The organism is Pseudomonas sp. FW305-70, from assembly GCF_058783925.1.
On sequence record NZ_JBYSYZ010000057.1, the window covers coordinates 13,522 to 29,155 of the forward strand.

14 protein-coding genes and 1 pseudogene are annotated in these 15,634 nt (G+C 61.5%); 10 read left to right on the plus strand and 5 right to left on the minus strand.

Going from position 1 to position 15,634, the window contains the following annotated elements:
• Positions 1-53 precede the first annotated feature (53 nt).
• The 3 genes from AC3WN7_RS26655 to AC3WN7_RS26665 all read left to right on the plus strand — a co-directional run bounded on the left by AC3WN7_RS26655 (position 54) and on the right by AC3WN7_RS26665 (position 3,283).
• A complete protein-coding gene (locus AC3WN7_RS26655; protein ID WP_102675587.1) occupies positions 54-1,136 on the plus strand; it encodes a BMP family ABC transporter substrate-binding protein in 1,083 nt (360 codons plus the stop codon).
• Between the two features lie 145 nt (positions 1,137-1,281).
• Positions 1,282-2,247 (plus strand): isopenicillin N synthase family dioxygenase, encoded by a 966-nt coding sequence (locus AC3WN7_RS26660; protein ID WP_102675588.1) that lies wholly within the window; start codon positions 1,282-1,284, stop codon positions 2,245-2,247.
• 82 nt (positions 2,248-2,329) lie between these two features.
• Positions 2,330-3,283, plus strand: coding sequence for an adenosine deaminase (locus AC3WN7_RS26665; protein WP_095964795.1), 954 nt, complete (start codon positions 2,330-2,332; stop codon positions 3,281-3,283).
• Positions 3,284-3,384: 101 nt separating this feature from the next.
• On the opposite strand, the gene AC3WN7_RS26670 is transcribed toward AC3WN7_RS26665, so the two are convergent.
• Entirely contained in the window at positions 3,385-4,119 is a 735-nt protein-coding gene (locus tag AC3WN7_RS26670) for an ArsR/SmtB family transcription factor (protein ID WP_095964794.1), read from the minus strand.
• Positions 4,120-4,434: 315 nt separating this feature from the next.
• Positions 4,435-5,364, minus strand: a complete 930-nt coding sequence (gene vimR, locus AC3WN7_RS26675) for a transcription regulator VimR (RefSeq protein WP_095964816.1) — start codon at positions 5,362-5,364, stop codon at positions 4,435-4,437.
• A 125-nt stretch (positions 5,365-5,489) separates the two neighbouring features.
• Here vimR and AC3WN7_RS26680 point away from each other — a divergent pair, with 125 nt between their 5' ends.
• Entirely contained in the window at positions 5,490-6,503 is a 1,014-nt protein-coding gene (locus AC3WN7_RS26680; RefSeq protein ID WP_102675589.1) for a zinc-binding alcohol dehydrogenase family protein, read from the plus strand.
• Positions 6,504-6,740: 237 nt separating this feature from the next.
• Positions 6,741-6,914 (plus strand): hypothetical protein, encoded by a 174-nt coding sequence (locus AC3WN7_RS26685; RefSeq protein WP_007971850.1) that lies wholly within the window; start codon positions 6,741-6,743, stop codon positions 6,912-6,914.
• 8 nt (positions 6,915-6,922) lie between these two features.
• Here AC3WN7_RS26685 and AC3WN7_RS26690 read toward each other — a convergent pair whose 3' ends face one another.
• Both AC3WN7_RS26690 and AC3WN7_RS26695 read right to left on the minus strand, forming a co-directional pair.
• Entirely contained in the window at positions 6,923-8,119 is a 1,197-nt protein-coding gene (locus tag AC3WN7_RS26690) for a multidrug effflux MFS transporter (RefSeq protein WP_102675590.1), read from the minus strand.
• A 90-nt stretch (positions 8,120-8,209) separates the two neighbouring features.
• Positions 8,210-8,407, minus strand: coding sequence for a heavy-metal-associated domain-containing protein (locus tag AC3WN7_RS26695; RefSeq protein WP_095964792.1), 198 nt, complete (start codon positions 8,405-8,407; stop codon positions 8,210-8,212).
• Between the two features lie 148 nt (positions 8,408-8,555).
• Here AC3WN7_RS26695 and AC3WN7_RS26700 point away from each other — a divergent pair, with 148 nt between their 5' ends.
• The 3 genes from AC3WN7_RS26700 (at position 8,556) to cueR (ending at position 11,934) form a co-directional block, all read left to right on the plus strand.
• Positions 8,556-8,939: a hypothetical protein gene (locus tag AC3WN7_RS26700; RefSeq protein ID WP_095964791.1), complete on the plus strand. Its 384-nt coding sequence runs from the start codon at positions 8,556-8,558 to the stop codon at positions 8,937-8,939.
• 191 nt (positions 8,940-9,130) lie between these two features.
• Positions 9,131-11,524 carry a heavy metal translocating P-type ATPase gene (locus tag AC3WN7_RS26705; RefSeq protein ID WP_095964790.1) on the plus strand — a complete coding sequence of 798 codons (2,394 nt, stop codon included), beginning with the start codon at positions 9,131-9,133 and terminating at the stop codon, positions 11,522-11,524.
• Complete coding sequence (cueR, locus tag AC3WN7_RS26710; RefSeq protein WP_095964789.1) at positions 11,521-11,934, plus strand: Cu(I)-responsive transcriptional regulator; 414 nt, start codon at positions 11,521-11,523, stop codon at positions 11,932-11,934. The genes AC3WN7_RS26705 and cueR overlap by 4 nt, the downstream gene beginning before the upstream one ends.
• A gap of 195 nt (positions 11,935-12,129) precedes the next feature.
• Here the strand turns inward: cueR and AC3WN7_RS26715 are convergent, their stop codons facing one another.
• The gene (locus AC3WN7_RS26715) at positions 12,130-13,023 is read right to left on the minus strand and encodes a PA4780 family RIO1-like protein kinase (RefSeq protein WP_095964788.1); all 894 of its coding nucleotides are present in this window, start codon (positions 13,021-13,023) and stop codon (positions 12,130-12,132) included.
• Between the two features lie 446 nt (positions 13,024-13,469).
• Here AC3WN7_RS26715 and AC3WN7_RS26720 point away from each other — a divergent pair.
• Both AC3WN7_RS26720 and AC3WN7_RS26725 read left to right on the plus strand, forming a co-directional pair.
• Positions 13,470-14,558, plus strand: a pseudogene (locus AC3WN7_RS26720) (cache domain-containing protein); the annotation flags it as partial.
• A 129-nt stretch (positions 14,559-14,687) separates the two neighbouring features.
• Positions 14,688-15,416 carry a methyl-accepting chemotaxis protein gene (locus tag AC3WN7_RS26725; RefSeq protein ID WP_371317838.1) on the plus strand — a complete coding sequence of 243 codons (729 nt, stop codon included), beginning with the start codon at positions 14,688-14,690 and terminating at the stop codon, positions 15,414-15,416.
• Positions 15,417-15,634: the final 218 nt, after the last annotated feature.

Here is a 15,634-nt window from a genome sequence, read left to right on the forward strand (position 1 = left end):
TCAGCCATTTGCATTGCCCCTGCCAACCACAGAACAAAATGGAGCTCCAGTTCATGCACAACCGTCCGTTGAAGAAGCTGCTTTGCGCCGTTACCGCCGCCATCGGCCTGAGCGCGAGCCTGAGTGCCAGCGCCAACGACCCGCTGAAAGTCGGCTTCGTTTACATCGGCCCGATCGGCGACCACGGCTGGACGTATCAGCATGAACAGGGACGCAAGGAGCTCGCGGAAAAATTCGGCCCGCAGATCACCACCAACTATGTGGAGAACGTGGCCGAAGGGGCCGACGCCGAGCGGGTGATCCGCAACATGGCCAAGGACAAATACGACCTGATCTTCACCACCTCCTTCGGCTACATGAACCCGACCGTGAAAGTCGCCAAACAGTTTCCCCAGGTGACCTTCGAACACGCCACCGGCTACAAGCAGGCCAGGAACCTCGGCACCTACCTGGCACGCACCTACGAAGGTCGCTACGTCGGTGGCTTCCTCGCGGCGAAGATGACCAAGACCAGGAAGATCGGCTATGTCGCCTCGTTCCCGATCCCGGAAGTGATCCGCGACATCAACGCCATCCAGCTGGCCTTGAACAAGTACAACCCCGGTACCGAAATCAAGGTGGTGTGGGTCAACTCCTGGTTCGATCCGGGCAAGGAAGCGGATGCCGCCAACGCACTGATCGACCAGGGCGTGGACGTGGTGTTCCAGCACACCGACAGCCCGGCGCCAATCCAGGCCGCCGAACGTCGCGGCGTGTATGCCGTGGGCTACGCTTCGGATATGGCGCACTTCGGGCCGAAGGCGGTGCTGACCTCCATCGTCAACGACTGGGGGCCACACTACATTCAGGCAGCCCAAAGCCTGATCGACCATGACTGGAAGTCCCAGGACTACTGGGGCGGCTTGAAAGAGGGCACGGTTGAGTTGCCGATCAGCGACCTGGTGCCGGCTGCGGTGAAAAGCGAAGCCGAACAGCTCATCGCCAATATCAAGAGCGGTACGCTGCAGCCGTTCACCGGGCCGATCAAGGATCAGGCCGGCGTCGAAAAAATCCCGGCGGGCGTGAGCGCGACCACGGCGGAACTGGCGTCGATGAACTACTACGTGGAAGGCATGAAGGCGGAAATACCGAAGTAACACTTCAACCACCAAACAACCCCCCTGTGGGAGCGGGCTTGCTCGCGAATGCGGTCTGTCAGACAACGGAGATGTTGGATGTACCGGCCTTTTCGCGAGCAAGCCCGCTCCCACATTGGAAATTCATCGCTTTCAAGGATTGCGCATGACCAGCCTCCCCATCATCGACATCGCCCCGCTCTACAGCGACGACCAGAACGCCTGGCCAGCCGTGGCCGCACACATCGACCACGCCTGCCGCGAGTGGGGTTTCTTCTACATCAAGGGCCATCCAATCAGTGCCGCGCGCATCGACGCCCTGCTCGACCACGCCAGACGCTTCTTCGCCCAACCCACTGCCGAAAAACTCAAGATCGACATCACCCAGAGCCGTCATCATCGAGGCTACGGCGCCATCGCCACCGAACAGTTGGACCCGAGCAAACCCAGCGACCTCAAGGAAACTTTCGACATGGGCCTGCACCTGCCGGCCGACCACCCTGACGTACTGGCGGAAAAACCCTTGCGCGGCCCCAATCGCCATCCGTCCCTGCCCGGTTGGGAAGCGCTGATGGAGCAACACTACGTCGACATGCAGGCCCTCGCACAAACGCTGTTGCGGGCAATGACCATTGCGCTGGGGATTGAGCGCGATTTCTTCGACACTCGCTTCAATGACCCGGTCAGTGTGTTGCGCATGATCCATTACCCGCCGCATCACACGGCCAGCTCCACCGAGCAGCAAGGCGCCGGCGCCCATACCGACTACGGCTGCATCACCCTGCTCTATCAGGACGCCGCCGGTGGCTTGCAGGTACGCAACGTCAAAGGCGAGTGGATCGACGCGCCACCCATCGACGGTACGTTCGTGGTCAACCTCGGCGACATGATGGCGCGCTGGAGCAACGACCGTTACCTGTCGACGCCGCACCGGGTGATCAGCCCTCTGGGCGTGGATCGTTATTCGATGCCGTTCTTCGCCGAGCCGCACCCGGATACCCGCATCGAATGCCTGCCCGGTTGTCAGGATGCACTGCACCCGGCGAAATACCCGGCCACCACCTGCGCCGGGTTCCTGCTCTCGCGCTTCGCCGATACCTACGCCTATCGACGGGAACAGGCAGCGGTGTGATGAACCGCCTGGTCAGGTTTTACCAATTGTTGCGGCAACCCTCTGTAGAATGGCGACCATTGCACCTGATGAGAAAAGAATCATGTATGACTGGCTGAACGCCCTGCCCAAGGCAGAATTGCACCTGCACCTGGAAGGTTCGCTGGAACCCGAGCTGTTGTTCGCCCTGGCCGAGCGCAACAAGATTGCCTTGCCATGGAGCGACGTCGAAACCTTGCGCAAGGCGTATGCCTTCAACAACCTGCAGGAGTTCCTCGACCTGTATTATCGGGGGGCCGATGTGCTGCGCACTTCCCAGGATTTCTATGACCTGACCTGGGCGTACCTGCTGCGCTGCAAAGAGCAGAACGTGATTCACACCGAACCGTTCTTCGACCCGCAGACCCACACCGACCGTGGCATCCCGTTCGAAGTGGTGCTCAATGGCATCGCCGCCGCGCTGAAGGATGGCGAGCAGCAGTTGGGAATCACCAACGGTTTGATCCTGAGCTTCCTGCGCCATCTGAGCGAAGACGAAGCGCAGAAAACCCTCGACCAGGCGCTGCCGTTCCGCGACGCGTTCGTCGCCGTGGGCCTGGACAGCTCCGAGATGGGCCACCCGCCGAGCAAGTTCCAGCGCGTGTTCGACCGTGCCCGTCACGAAGGCTTCCTGACCGTAGCCCACGCCGGTGAAGAAGGCCCGCCCGAGTACATCTGGGAAGCCATCGACCTGCTGAAAATCCAGCGCATCGACCATGGCGTGCGCGCCATCGAAGACGAGCGCCTGATGCAGCGGATCATTGACGAGCAGATCCCTCTGACCGTGTGCCCTCTGTCGAACACCAAACTGTGCGTGTTCGATCACATGTCGCAGCACAACATTCTCGACATGCTGGAACGCGGTGTGAAAGTGACCGTGAACTCCGATGACCCGGCGTACTTCGGCGGTTATGTCACGGAGAACTTCCATGCCCTGCACACCCACCTGGGCATGACCCAGGACCAGGCCAGACGCCTGGCGCAGAACAGTCTCGATGCGCGGTTGGTGAAACCCTGAGCAACACCGCAAATCCAACTGTAGCTGGCTTGCCAGCGATGGCGCCCTCTCATTCAACAATGATGGCGAATGTGGCACCGCCATCGCCGGCAAGCCGGCGCCTACAGTGCCATTTCCAACTCGGTTTCCAGGGCAAAGCGATGAATTTCCCGTTGCCCGGAGGCCGTCACCTGCAAGGCTCGGGAATCGTTGGGCAGGCTCAGCCACCCCGACTGCAAGAACAGCTGCAACAAGGCGGCCCCCAGCGAGCCGCCCATGTGCGGGCGTCTTTCGCTCCAGTCAGGGCACGCGCAGGCAACCCTGCCGTTGTGATGGGCCAGCGCCTGGATGAACACTCCCCGTGCCGCCAACTCCGTCGCGCCCTTGAGCGTGACCGTAACCCGCTGATCCGAATGTTCGATCCAGCCCGCTTCCAGCAGTCGCTGATACAGGTCGGCGGACAGGGTACCCCCCAAGTGATCGTCGCACAGCCGGGCACTCAGCAGTGACGAGCGCACTGCCCGGGGTTTGACGAGTGGCGCATTACGCTTGAACACCTCCGGAATATCCTGGTGCGCGCTGGCGAAGGTCGCGCTGGCCAGCGCTTCGATTGCCGCCCCGACCTCGGGGGCAGCCATGCGGAAGAAGCGTTTGCGGCCACGGTTTTCAACCCTTAACAGACCTCCAGCGGACAAACGTCCCAGGTGTGCACTGGCCGAAGACGGTGACAGGCCGGCCAGCAATGCCAGCTCTTCGGTTGCTCGCGCCGAACCATCCATCAAGGCCCACATCATTGCGCTGCGCTTTGGGTCAGCCAGCAATGTGGCGATCTGGCTGATGCAAGGTGCATGTTCCATGTATTCACTCCCTGTTGAATCGTTTCGTCTTCTGACCAGAAACATCTTGACCAGTAATGTGTCGTCGGCCAATCCGTGGAAACTGCCATGAATCCGGCAACGCCTTGCTCACCCATTAGCGCTGCCTGGCCGATGCCGCGAAGGTCAGAAGGATGACCGTGCTGCCGGGCCGACTCGAACGTGGACCCGCCATTGGGGATCGACGCTACTTACATGATGAGAGCGCTAGTATATGCGGGTTGGTCGGCGGATCCTGTCCTCCGCCCGGCATAGGTGGTGATAGTTCCTGAGGGAAATTTCTCTTTTTTTGTGCGACTAATGATCGATATCCGAAAAGCCCGGAAATTGACTGCTCAATAGAGCGCATCGGCTGACAAGCATTTCGCGCAACAGGTTCACCGGCTTACTCAATTGCGCGCGATGGGCGCACAACAGATTCAACGGTGCGCGCTCGCAGAGCAGTTCCGGCATCAGCACCTTCAAGCGCTCGGCCAGTACATCGGCGGCGACATCGAGCCAGGATTTGTAGGCGATCCCGGCACCGGCCACGGCCCAAAGGCGAACGACATCGGCATCGTCACTGAAGCGATCGCCGCTGACGGTCAGGCTGACTTCGCGTTTGCCGTCGTGAAAACTCCAGTGATCGTGGACCCTGCTGCCGAGCATGTACAACAGGCAATTGTGCTGTGCCAGTTGCTCCAGATGTCGCGGTTCGCCGTGGCGAGCCAGATAGTCGGGAGCGGCGCACAACACCCGGCGGTTCTGCGGGGCGATGGGCAGCGCCACCAGGCTGGAGTCCTCCGGTTCACCGTAGCGCAGGGCAATGTCTACCGGCTGGCGGAACAGGTCGGCGATGCGATCACCCAGCAGCAGGCGCACGGTCAGTTTCGGATGCTCGCGCTGAAACTGGTCAAGCCAGGGCAACAGCAGATGGCGGCCAAAGTCCGACGGCGCCGACAGTTGCAGAACCCCGCTGACCTGGTCCTGACCGCTGGCCAGTAATCGCCGGCCCTCGTCGAGATTGCTCAAGGCCGCGCGGGCGTATTCGAGAAAGCCCTCGCCCTCGGCGGTCAAGCGCAAGCTGCGGGTCGAACGGGCCAATAGACGGGCGCCCAGTTGCTGTTCAATGCGCTTGAGCGCTGCACTGGCCACCGCCGCCGACATGTCCATGCCCCGCGCCGCGGCGGACAGACTGCCCAGGTCCGCCGCCCGGACAAACAACTGCAAGTCATCGAAACGCAGCATCAAGTGCACCGATTATCAAAAAAACATTGAAAGAGACTGCTCTTTTAGCCGGTTTTATCTTCCGGAGAAATAGCCAATCATCTACCCCATCGAATCGCTTCTTTATTAGTGTTCAGGAGTCGTCCATGAAAGCCATTGCCTACTACGCCTCGTTACCGATCAGTGATGACAAAGCCCTGCAAGACATCGAACTGCCGGAGCCGGTTGCCGGCCCTCGCGACTTGCTGGTGGAAGTCAAAGCCATCTCGGTCAACCCGGTGGATACCAAGGTGCGCCAGAACGTCCAGCCCGAAGACGGCGCGGCCAAGGTGCTGGGCTGGGACGTGGCTGGCGTGGTCAAGGCCGTGGGCAGTGAGGTGACGCTGTTCTCGGTCGGCGACAAGGTGTTTTACGCCGGCTCCATCGCGCGGGCGGGTGGCAACAGCGAGCTGCATGTGGTGGACGAACGCATCGTCGGCCATATGCCCAAGACCCTTGGTTTCGCCGAGGCCGCCGCCCTGCCGCTCACCTCGATCACGGCCTGGGAACTGTTGTTCGAACGCCTGCAAGTGCACGAAGGCAAAACCGACGAAGGCCAGAGCCTGTTGATCGTCGGCGCGGCAGGTGGCGTGGGCTCGATTCTTACGCAGCTGGCTCACCAGCTGACGGCCCTGAAAGTCATCGGCACCGCTTCGCGCGCGCAGACCCAAAGCTGGGTTAAAGAGCTGGGTGCCGACCTGGTGATCGACCATGGCCAGCCACTGAGCGAAGCACTCAAGCGGGCCGGTGTGGATCAGGTCACCCACGTCGCCAGCCTGACCCAGACCGACCAGCACCTGGACCAACTGGTCGAGGCATTGGCGCCCCAAGGCAAGCTGGCACTGATCGATGACCCCAAGTCGCTGGACGTGACCAAGCTCAAGCGCAAGAGCCTGTCGCTGCACTGGGAGTTCATGTACACCCGTTCGCTGTTTGAAACCGCGGACATGATCGAGCAGCACAACCTGCTCAATCGCGTCGCCTGGCTGATCGATGCCGGAACACTGAAAACCACGGTGGGCGAACACTTCGGCACGATCAATGCGGCCAATTTGCGCCGTGCCCATGCCCTGCTGGAAAGCGGCAAGGCCAAGGGCAAGATTGTGCTGGAAGGGTTTTGAAACGCTGTAAAAAATCCCTTTCCGGTTTCATCCTTTCTGCGTTTTTTCGTCTGCGACCGGAACGTCCCGGTCGCAGACAACCCCTTTGGACGCCATCGAAAAGTCGTGTTTTTTTTAGTTACAAACCGTCAGTCCGACAGTTGATCCTTGTCACAATGGTGCTCGTATTCAGGACTACAATCGAATCTCCTGCGAGGCAGTCTTTTGCGTAACGTCTTTTACAAGAGGAGTTCGGCTGTGAAGATCCTGATAAAAGAATTGGCAAAATCCCAGTGGCAAGTCCGCTTAGACCAGCATGCGGTGACGTTCCGCAGCGAAGCAGAAGCTCGCGCTTTCACCCGTACCCTCGAAGCCCGTATCCAGGCCCCTCACCAGATCCCCATCCTCCACCCGCAGCGTGCTGCCGGCTGATTCCGGCCTCAAACCTGGGCTTGCGTCAGCGCCCGGGCATTTTGCAAACGCCGGGTGAGCACCGCAGCGCTCACCACCAGCATTCCGCACAGGCTGATGACCATGGCCATCGGCACGGCGCTGCCATCGTGCAAAACGCCCACCAGCGCGGAGGCGCCGGCCGCCACACTGAACTGCAGGCAACCGAGCAGCGCCGACGCGCTGCCGGCCCGTGCGCCCTGCCCGCTCATCGCGCAGGCGGCGGCGTTGGGGCTGATGCAACCGAGGCTGGAAATACAGATGAACAATGGAATCAGCAGCGGCCACAGGTGGGCCGTATGCAGAGCGCTGACAGCGAGCAGGGTCAGACCGGCCGCGAGATAAACCCACACCGCGCGCGCCAGCAAGAAGGTCGGGCCACGTTTGGCCAGCAGCCGCGCGTTGACCTGCGCCACCAGAATGAAGCCCGCCGCATTGGTACCGAACAACCAGCCGAAATGCTCGGCCGGAACGCCGTAGAGCTTGATGATGATGAAGGGTGAACCGGCGATGTAGGCAAACATCCCGGCGATGGCGATGCCCCCGGTCAAGGCGTGGCCAAGAAATATCGGGTCGGCCAGCAACCGACCGTACTGGCGCAGCGCGCCCGACAGCGGTTGGCGCGGTATGTGGGCCGGCAAGCTTTCCGGCAATCCCGTGGCCACCGCCAGCCCCGCCAACGCACTGAACCCGGTCAAGGCCAGGAAGATCGACTGCCAGCCAGTGGTGTTGACCAGCAACCCACCCAGCAAGGGCGCGAGGATAGGCGCGAGCCCCATCACCAGCATCAACTGTGAAAAGACTTTCGCCGAGCCCACTGCATCACATTTGTCGCTGACCACCGCCCGGGAAATCACCATGCCCGCGCAGCCACCCAACGCCTGGACGAAACGGGCACCGATCAGCCACTCCAGATTCGGCGCATAGGCGCACGCCACCGAGGCCGCGGTGAACAGGCCGACACCGGTGAGCAACGGAATGCGTCGCCCGAAACGATCCGCTACCGGGCCATAGGCCAACTGACCGATGGACAAGCCGAGGAAGTAGGCCGCCAACGTCATCTGGACGTGATTTTCGTCCGTGCCGAAAGCCAGCGCCATGGCCGGGAAGGCCGGCAGGTAGAAATCGATCGCCAGCGGACCGAAGGCGCTCAAGGCGCCGAGAATCAGAATGGTACGGAAGTTCATCAGGCATCCAGTGAGGCAGGAGTCGGCAGCCCGACAGTCTAGCCGCGCATGGACGCCTTGAACATTCCGGTAGCTCGCTAACTATCAAAATCAGGCCAGTTTGGCGCCATACCCCTCCTCGCTGATCGCCTCGATCACTTGCTGGGCAGTCAGCGCACTTTCGACACCGACTTCTTTAGCCGCCAGATCGACCCGCACACTGGCCGCCGGGTCCTTGGCCTGCACGGCCTGAGTGATGGCCTTGACGCAGTGGCCACAAGACATGCCTTCAACGTTGAACACTTGCATGGGATGACTCCTTTTCCGAGGGTTGAGTCCAGCTTCGAGCTTGCCACCATGGCAAGGTCAAGTTCTGAAATTAGCTGCCGGGCTGGCAATCGGCGCGACGCTCGGCCAAGCTGCGTCCATCAATGACTCGAACTCAGGAGATTCAGCCATGCGCTGGTCGGTTTTCAGCCTGTTTGGCTTTCTCAGCCTTTTCTCCGCCGTGCCTTCGGTCAATGCTGCCGGTCAGGATTATGGCGTGCTGATCATTTCCCGCGAGCGCCTGGAAGTCGCGACCAGCTGCGAGATCGGTGTGTACATCCAGGACCAATTGGCAGCGCGGCTGTTTCAGGAGCAGAGCACCTCGTTCAACCTGCCGCCCGGCATCGTCTCACTGCGCCTCAAGTTACTCCCGGGGCAGATGCCGGGTTGCAATCCGGGCATGCTCGCGCCGGGCTCTCAGGACATCCAGCTCAAGGCCGGGGATGTGCTCAAGTACCGGATCGCGATGACGCAGGAAGGGATGTACCTGAAACGCGCCGGTCTCGGCTACTGACCCACAACCCTTGTGGGAGCGGGCTTGCTCGCGAAAGCGGTGTGTCATGCAACATTGATGTCGACTGACACGACGCCTTCGCGAGCAAGCCCGCTCCCACATTCACTCAGTGGCACGTCTAAGATTGGCACTTGACCTTGCCAGCATGGCAAGGTTGATCCTGTGGTCATCTACTACAGGGAGTGCGACCGATGTCCGAATCCACCACGTTCGACCTGCCGATTGCCGGCATGACCTGCGCCAGTTGCGCCGGGCGTGTCGAGCGCGCCTTGAGCAAAGTCATTGGCGCCAGTGCCGTCAGCGTCAACCTCGCCACGGAACAGGCCCGGGTCCAGGCACCCAGCGACAGCCTGCCAGCCCTGATGGATGCCGTGGCCAAGGCCGGCTACAGCGTGCCGCAGCAAAGCCTGGAACTGAGCATCGACGGCATGACCTGCGCGTCCTGCGTCGGTCGGGTCGAGCGGGCGCTGGGCAAGGTGGCGGGCGTGAAAAGCGTCAGCGTCAACCTGGCCAACGAACGCGCCCACCTCGAACTGCTCGGTCAGGTCGATCCGCAAACCTTGATCGCGGCCGTGACCAAGGCCGGTTACACCGCCAGCGTATGGGAAGCCGAACACCCACCGGCCGACAATCAGCAACAGCGCCTGCATCGCGAACGCCTGGCCTTGATCATGGCCATCGTCCTCGCCTTGCCGCTGGTCTTGCCGATGCTGCTGCAACCGTTCGGCGTGCACTGGATGCTCCCGGCCTGGGTGCAATTCGCCTTGGCCACGCCAGTGCAATTCATCTTCGGTGCACGGTTTTACGTCGCTGCCTGGAAAGCCGTACGCGCCGGGGCCGGCAACATGGATTTGCTGGTGGCCCTGGGCACCAGCGCCGGTTATGGCTTGAGTGTGTATGAATGGGCCACCGCCGCCGGGCGCATGCCGCACCTGTATTTCGAAGCATCGGCGGTGGTGATCGCCCTGGTATTGCTGGGCAAGTACCTGGAAAGCCGCGCCAAGCGCCAGACCGCCAGCGCCATCCGCGCCCTCGAAGCCTTGCGCCCGGAACGGGCGATTCAGGTGCTCGATGGCCGCGAGCAGGAAGTCGCCATCAGCGCCCTGCGCCTTAATGACCTGGTGATGGTCAAACCCGGAGAGCGCTTCCCGGTCGATGGCGAAGTGATAGAAGGCCAGAGCCACGCCGATGAAGCCCTGATCAGCGGCGAAAGCCTGCCCGTGCCCAAACAGCCCGGCGACAAAGTCACGGGCGGCGCGATCAACGGTGAAGGCCGGTTGCTGGTGCGTACCCAGGCCCTCGGTGCGGAAACCGTACTGGCACGGATCATCCGCCTGGTGGAAGACGCCCAGGCCGCAAAGGCGCCGATCCAGAAACTGGTGGATAAAGTCAGCCAGGTGTTCGTGCCCACCGTGCTGCTGATTGCCCTGGCAACCCTGATCGGCTGGTGGCTGTATGGCGCACCGATGGAAACCGCGCTGATCAACGCCGTCGCGGTGCTGGTGATCGCCTGCCCTTGCGCACTGGGCCTGGCGACGCCGACGGCGATCATGGCCGGCACCGGCGTGGCGGCACGCTACGGGATTCTGATCAAGGACGCCGAAGCCCTGGAGCGTGCCCATGAAGTCAGCGCGGTGGTATTCGACAAGACCGGCACCCTGACCTCCGGCGCCCCGCGCATTGCTCATCTGAGTGCCATCGACGGCAATGAAGCGAGCCTGCTGCAACGGGCCGGCGCCCTGCAACGCGGCAGTGAGCATCCGCTGGCCAAGGCTGTTCTGGATGCCTGTGCCGAACGCCACTTGACGGTGGCCGATGTCAGCGACAGCCAGTCCCTGACCGGCCGCGGCATTGCCGGCACACTGGAGGGGCGTCGCCTGGCCCTGGGCAATCGTCGCCTGCTGGAGGACAGCGGCTTGAGCGCCGGACCGTTGGCTGACTCGGCGATCGCGTGGGAACAAGAAGGCCGGACCTTGTCCTGGCTGATCGAACAATCCCCCGATCCCCACGTGCTGGGCCTGTTCGCCTTCGGTGACACCCTCAAGCCCGGCGCGCTGCAAGCGGTGCAGCAACTGAGCGCACGGAACATCAGCAGCCACCTGCTGACGGGCGATAATCGCGGTAGCGCCAAGGTGGTGGCCGAGGCGTTGGGCATCCAGGACGTGCATGCCGAAGTGTTGCCGGCGGACAAAGCCGCGACGGTCGCCGCACTGAAAGAAACCGGCGTGGTGGCGATGGTCGGCGACGGCATCAATGACGCCCCGGCACTGGCCGCCGCCGACATCGGCATCGCCATGGGTGGCGGCACCGACGTCGCCATGCACGCGGCCGGCATCACCCTGATGCGTGGCGATCCGCAACTGGTACCGGCTGCATTGGAGATCAGTCGCAAGACCTACGCCAAGATTCGGCAGAACCTGTTCTGGGCCTTCGTCTATAACCTGATCGGCATTCCGCTGGCGGCGTTTGGTTTCCTCAATCCAGTGCTGGCCGGTGCAGCCATGGCGTTGTCGAGCGTCAGCGTGGTGAGCAATGCGCTACTGTTGAAAACCTGGAAACCCAAGGATCTGGAGGACAACCGATGAACATCGGCCAAGCGGCCCGCCACAGTGGCCTGAGCGCAAAGATGATCCGTTATTACGAATCCATCGGCCTGCTCAAGGCGGCACATCGCACCGACAGCGGTTACCGGGTGTATGGCGATGACGATCTGCACACGCTGGCGTTCATCAAGCGCTCGCGGGACCTGGGGTTTTCCCTGGAAGAAGTCGGCAAGTTGCTGACCCTCTGGCAAGACCGCCAGCGCGCCAGCGCCGATGTGAAGGCTTTGGCCCGTCAGCATATCGATGAGCTGAACCGGAAGATCCGTGAATTGGGGCAGTTGCGTGATACGTTGCAGGATCTGGTTGAACACTGCCATGGCGACCATCGGCCGGATTGCCCGATTCTGAAAAACCTTGAGTCGGGATGCTGTGCCGAACCGGTTCGCCCCTGAACCATTGATGCTAAATGCAGCGACGCCTTCGCGGGCAAGCCCGCTCCCACAGGGTTTGTGAATGTATGGAGCAGATGTGGGCAACTCGATCCTTGTGGGAGCGGGCTTGCCCGCGAAGGCGGACTGTCAGGCGACAGAGGTGTTGGATCTGCCCCCACAAAAAACCCGGCCGAAGCCGGGTTTTTCTTCAGCCGATCACTGCATCCACGGCGGAGGCGGTTCTTCGGTCTTGCCCGGCGGCGCATCGTCCGCCGCGCGAGCCGCTTGCTTGCGTTCTTCATCCAGGCGTGCGGCCTCGATTTCGCGCATGATGCCGCCCACATCGGCCAGCTCTTGCGTGTCGGCGAACTCGCCGGTCAGGACACTGGCCGGGTGCAAGGTGCCGGCCTCGTACAAGGCCCACATTTCCTTGGCGTATTTGGTCTTTTTCAACTCCGGCGCAAACCGCCCGAAGTAGGACGCCATGTTGCCCACGTCGCGCTCCAGCATGCTGAACGCGTGGTTGTTGCCCGCCGCGTCCACTGCTTGCGGCAGGTCGATGATCACCGGGCCGGTCGGCGTCAGCAGCACGTTGAACTCGGACAAGTCGCCGTGCACCAGACCGGTACACAGCATCAGCACGATCTGCGAAATCAGGAACGCGTGATATTCGCGGGCCTGGTCCGGTTCCAGCACCACATCGTTCAGACGCGGCGCGGCATCACCGTACTCGTCGGCCACCAGCTCCATGAGCAGCACGCCTTCAAGGAAGTCGAACGGTTTGGGTACCCGCACACCGGCATTGGCCAGGCGGAACAGCGCCGCCACTTCAGCGTTCTGCCAGGCGTCTTCGGTTTCCTTGCGGCCAAACTTGGAACCCTTGGCCATCGCCCGGGCCTGACGGCTGTTGCGCACCTTGCGGCCTTCCTGATACTCGGCCGCCTGACGAAAACTGCGTTTGTTCGCCTCCTTGTAGACCTTCGCGCAACGTAACTGGTTACCGCAGCGCACCACATAAACAGCTGCTTCTTTACCACTCATGAGTGGGCGCAGCACCTCGTCGACCAGACCGTCCTCGATCAGGGGTTCAATGCGTTTTGGAGTCTTCATCAGCTTTTATTGTGGGTCCTTTATTACCAAACACGCGAAAGTCATTCGTTATACGGCAATCCACTCACGGGGGGGAGGGGTTGCCGACTTATGATCATTGCAGAAGCACACAATGTGCCGATTTCATCGGATAAAACCGACGACCGCCACGGATCGTTCCAGATCATAGCCGAGCCTGCGTCACTTGTTGTGCAAGGGCAAAGAGGGCAATTGCGACAGAAGCTGACTCCACAGTTCGTACCTTCCGTAGGATTTTTCCCAACAGGCCTCAATTTCCTCCGACAACAGCCGAAGTCCTTAGTGACAAAGTGATTTGTCCGACAATCGCTGCCACAACAAAAGCGATGCCGCACTCAAGGACCCGGGTTGACCAAGAACGATTACGGCTGCCAATAAACCGCGAGTCATCTGCACTGCGTGGGCGTACAAGAAAATCTGGAGCGCGGATGAACATCAAACAGAAGTTGACCTGGGCGTTTGCAATCATCGCCTGCCTGCCCGTGGTGCTGGTCGCCACCCTCGTTGTGCTGAACCTGCGCAGTGATGCCAGAGACGAATTTATCGACGGCAGTGCCCGAGAGATTCGTCAGGTCAGCAACGCCATGCAATTGTTCTTTGACAGCATCAGCCAGAACGTCGATTACCTGGCCAAGCAGCCGCTGATCCGAAACTCCGACGACAGCCTCAAGACTTACATGGCCGCCAACGCCGAGAGTGTTCCCCAGGGCGAGATGGACAAGAAGGTCTTCACCCTGCTCCAGGACCTGGGCAACAGCCACCCGTCCTACGCCTATGCCATCCTTGGCACGGCGGCGGGCGGCTACGTGTCGTGGCCGGATGATCCGAAGCTGAACAACTACGACCCACGCCAGCGCCCCTGGTACAAGGCCGCCCAGGCCAAGCCGGGCAAGCCGTTTCGCACCGAGGCTTACTACTGGGCCCAGGACGACGCGACCTACGTCAGCACCGTGCGCACCATCGACAACAAGCTGGGCACCAACGGTGGCGTGGTCAGCATCGACGTGACGCTCAAGCAGCTCACCGAAATCGTCAAACAGATCAAGCTCGGTGAAACCGGCTACCTGATGCTGCTGGAAAACACCGGCACGGTCCTGGTGGATCCGAAACAACCGGAACACAACTTCAAACCGCTGAACAGCCTGGGCGAGGGCTACGCGCAACTGGCCAAGGCCGGCAAGGGCCTGGTGGAAGTGGAGTTGAACGGCGAGCGCTACATGGCCAACGTCTGGCCGTCGGAGCAACTGGGCTGGACCTTCATCGGCCTGATCAAACAGAACGACGTGATGAACTCCGCGACCCGGTTGACCTGGTTGATCGCCATCATCGCCGCCGTCCTGGCCGTCATCTTCGCCATCGTCGGCGCCAGTTTTGCCAGCCTCATCGTGCGTCCGATCCGCAGCGTGGCCAGCGGCCTGGAAGGCATCGCCCAAGGCGAAGGCGACCTGACCCAGAACCTGCAAATCCGTGGCAACGACGAAACCGCGCAGTTGGCCAACTGGTTCAACCAGTTCCTGACCGCGATTCGCAACCTGATCCAGAACATCGGCGGCGCGGCGGGCAAGATCCTCGCCACCTCCAAGAGTTCGACCCAGGTCTCCAGCGACATGGCCGAAGCCGCCGGACGCCAGCGCGAAGCGGTGGACATGGTGTCCACGGCGTTCCACGAAATGGTCGCCACCGCCAACGAAGTTGCGCGCTCTTGCAGCCAGGCGGCGGAATCCGCCGACAGTGGCCAGCGCCAGGCGCGCGAAGGTCAGCAACAGATCGATGCGGCGGTGAACAGCGTTGATCGCCTGAGCCAGGAAATCGAACAGTCAGCCCAGTCGATGCAACAACTGGAGCGCGACAGCAACGACATTCAGTCGATCCTGGGGACCATCCGTTCGATCGCCGAACAGACCAACCTGCTGGCGCTGAACGCCGCGATCGAAGCGGCCCGGGCCGGTGAACAAGGCCGCGGCTTTGCCGTGGTGGCCGACGAAGTACGAGCCCTGGCCAAGCGCACGGCCGACTCCACGGCGGAAATCGACGGACTGCTGGGCAACCTGGCCAAACGCACCAGCCAGGTGACCCAACAGATGCACGCCAGCCTGGAAGTGTCCCAGCAATCGGTGACGCGCATCGGTGAGGCGCGCAACAGCTTCGGGCAGATTCGCGAGTCGGTGGATGTGATCCGTGACATGAACACCCAGATCGCCACGGCGGCGGAACAACAGCATCAAGTGGCCGAAGACATCAACCGGCACATCAGCCAGATCCATGGCGATGCGCAACTGGTGGCGGAATTGGCCAACTCGGCACGCCTGGACTCCCAGAGCCTGGCCGGGCTGTCGAACGAGCTGGACGGGCTGGTGCGCAGGTTCCGCACCTGATTCGCAACAACACCACTGAAGGTCGTCTGTAAACACGACACTTGTGAACATAGGAGATCAATTGTGGGAGCGGGCTTGCTCGCGAAAGCGGTATGGCAGTCAACATTGATGTTGAAGCTGATGCCCTTTTCGCGAGCAAGCTCGCTCCCACAGTTGTTTTAACTCAGCGTTCGATGATCGCGGTCACACCCTGCCCACCCGCCGCACAAATCGAAATC